Genomic DNA, 2,447 nt, shown 5'->3' with positions numbered 1-2,447 from the left:
CATGACGACCTCATCGATCGCGATCTGGAGCGACGCGGCATTCCCAACGTCGCGGGTCGATTCCGCACGCGCGCCCACTCCTTCGGAGCGTCGGCTGACCAGGCGGCAACGGTCGGCGACGCCGCGGCCGTGCTCGCCGGCGATCTCCTCCTGTTCGAGGCCACCCGGCTGGTCGCCTCCGTCGCCATCGACGCACCGGCACGCGCCGCGCTTCTGCAGATCATGGACGACGCGATCCTCGTCTCGGCATCCGGCGAACTCGCCGATGTCGAGCACGCCGCGCGTGCGGACTATCCCGAGACCGATGCGCTGCTGGGCGCCGCCCACGACAAGACGGCCGCCTATTCCTTCGAAGCGCCGCTGCTGGCCGGAGCGGTCCTGGCCGGGGCATCGGATGCGGCCCGGGCGCAGCTCTCCCTCGCCGCCGCCGACCTCGGGCTCACCTTCCAGCTGGTCGACGACCTCATCGGAACGTTCGGCTCACGTCGTCAGGCCGGCCGCGACCCCGGCGCCGATCTTCGCGAGGCCAAGCGCACTCCCCTGATCGCGCTCGCGCGCGACACCGCCGCCTGGCCGCGGGTGAGCTCGGCCCTCGCCGTCGCGCACACGGGCCCGATCGCCGTGCGCCGCGCGCAGCGGGAACTCGAAGCCAGCGGCGCCCGCGACGACCTGGTCGCTCTCATTCACGATCGTCTCCGCCGCGCACGTTCCCGCGCCGCATCGCCGTCCCTGCCCCCTGCCGTCGTCGCACTGCTGGCCGAGGTCGCGAACACGATCGAGGAGCGCATCCCGTGAGCGGCGGATCGTCGTACGACCGCTGCGCACAAGACGCGGCAGCGACCGTGATCACGGCCTATTCGACGTCCTTCGCACTGGCGTGCCGCCTTCTCGGTTCGCGCGTGCGCACGCATGTGCGCAGCGTCTACGCGCTCGTCCGAGTGGCGGACGAGGTCGTCGACGGCGCCGCCGAGGCGACGGGTCTGCCCTCATCCACCCAGCGTCTGCTGCTGGACGAGCTGGAGGCCGAGACCCTCGCTGCGGTGGCTCGGGGCTTCAGCACCAACCTCATCGTCCACGCGTTCGCGTTGGCGGCACGCGAGTGCGGGATCGGTCATGATCTCATCCGCCCGTTCTTCGCGTCCATGCGAACCGACCTCACACGCACGCAGCACGACGACGCATCGCACGACGCCTACGTCTACGGGTCAGCAGAAGTCGTCGGTCTGATGTGCCTGCAGATCTTCGTCAACGCCGGTCGCAGCGCACCGCTGATTGCCGATCCGGCTCTCGTCGACGGCGCCCGCCGCCTCGGCGCCGCTTTCCAGGACGTGAACTTCCTCCGCGACCGCGCGGACGACGAGAACCGCCTCGGTCGCGACTACCTCGGCCTCCAGGACGGACACCGCGACCGCATCGCCGTCCTCGACCGCATCGACGCCGACCTGGATGCCGCCGCGCGGGCGATCGCCGACCTGCCCGCCGACTGCCGGCGCGCGGTGACCACCGCACACGGCCTGTTCGCGGAGCTCTCCCGCCGCCTGCGCGATGACGACGAGACCGCGCGGGTCTCCGTGCCCACCCCCGTCAAAGCAACCATCGCGGCCCGTGCCCTCGCCGGCCGCCCCCCGAAACGGAGCACCGCATGAGCCGCACGGCCCTCGTCATCGGCGGAGGCATCTCAGGGCTCGCCACCGCCGCCCTGCTCGCGCGCGACGGCTGGAGAGTCGACCTCCACGAGGCCTCCCCCGAGCTGGGCGGTCGAGCGGGCTCGTGGGAGCGCGACGGCTTCCGCTTCGATACGGGACCGAGCTGGTATCTCATGCCCGAGGTCTTCGATCACTTCTTCCGCCTGTGCGGCACCACAGCGGCCGAGCAGCTCGATCTCGTGCCGTTGACCCCCGCCTATCGCGTCTATCCCGAGCCAAACGGCGCCGCACCCAGCGATCCGATCGACGTGGTGTCCGGTCGCGCGCAGGCGCGGGAGCTCTTCGAGAGCCGCGAGCCGGGCGCCGGAGCACGTCTCGACGAGTACCTCGATTCGGCCCACGATGCGTACGACCTCGCCGTGTCGCGGTTCCTCTACGACACCTACGCCTCCACGAAGGGTCTGCGGGCCCCGGCCGTGGCCGGTCAGCTGCCTCGCCTCGCTCCCCTGCTCACGCGATCGCTCAACGACCACGTCGCGCGGCGCTTCGCCGATCCCGTCCTGCGCCAGATCCTGGGCTACCCCGCGGTCTTCCTCGGATCATCCCCCTACGATGCGCCGAGCCTGTACCACCTCATGAGCCACCTCGACCTGGACGAGGGCGTCCTCTACCCACAGGGCGGCTTCACCGAGGTGATCGCGGCCGTCTCCCGTGTGGCCGAGGCCCAGGGCGCCACCGTGCACACGGCGTCGCCCGTGGCGGAGATCCTCACCCACGATGCGCGCGCGATCGGCATCCGGT

The 2,447-nt window shown here is 71.3% G+C and carries 3 protein-coding genes; all 3 read left to right on the top strand.

Going from position 1 to position 2,447, the window contains the following annotated elements; genetic code table 11:
- On the top strand, nucleotides 1–795 hold a 795-nt coding region (locus I5I_RS07485), incomplete at its 5' end, for a polyprenyl synthetase family protein (protein WP_036318195.1).
- Nucleotides 792–1,646 (top strand): phytoene/squalene synthase family protein, encoded by an 855-nt coding sequence (locus I5I_RS07480; protein ID WP_036318194.1) that lies wholly within the window; start codon nucleotides 792–794, stop codon nucleotides 1,644–1,646. The genes I5I_RS07485 and I5I_RS07480, both read left to right, overlap by 4 nt.
- Nucleotides 1,643–2,447: phytoene desaturase family protein (gene crtI / locus I5I_RS07475; protein WP_036318193.1), on the top strand; the 805-nt coding region annotated here is incomplete at its 3' end. The genes I5I_RS07480 and crtI, both read left to right, overlap by 4 nt.

Source organism: Microbacterium sp. B24 (assembly GCF_000333415.1).
Taxonomy (GTDB): Bacteria; Actinomycetota; Actinomycetes; order Actinomycetales; family Microbacteriaceae; genus Microbacterium.
The sequence above is the reverse complement of the archived record's forward strand: the minus strand, read 5'-3'. Positions and strand labels throughout refer to the sequence as shown.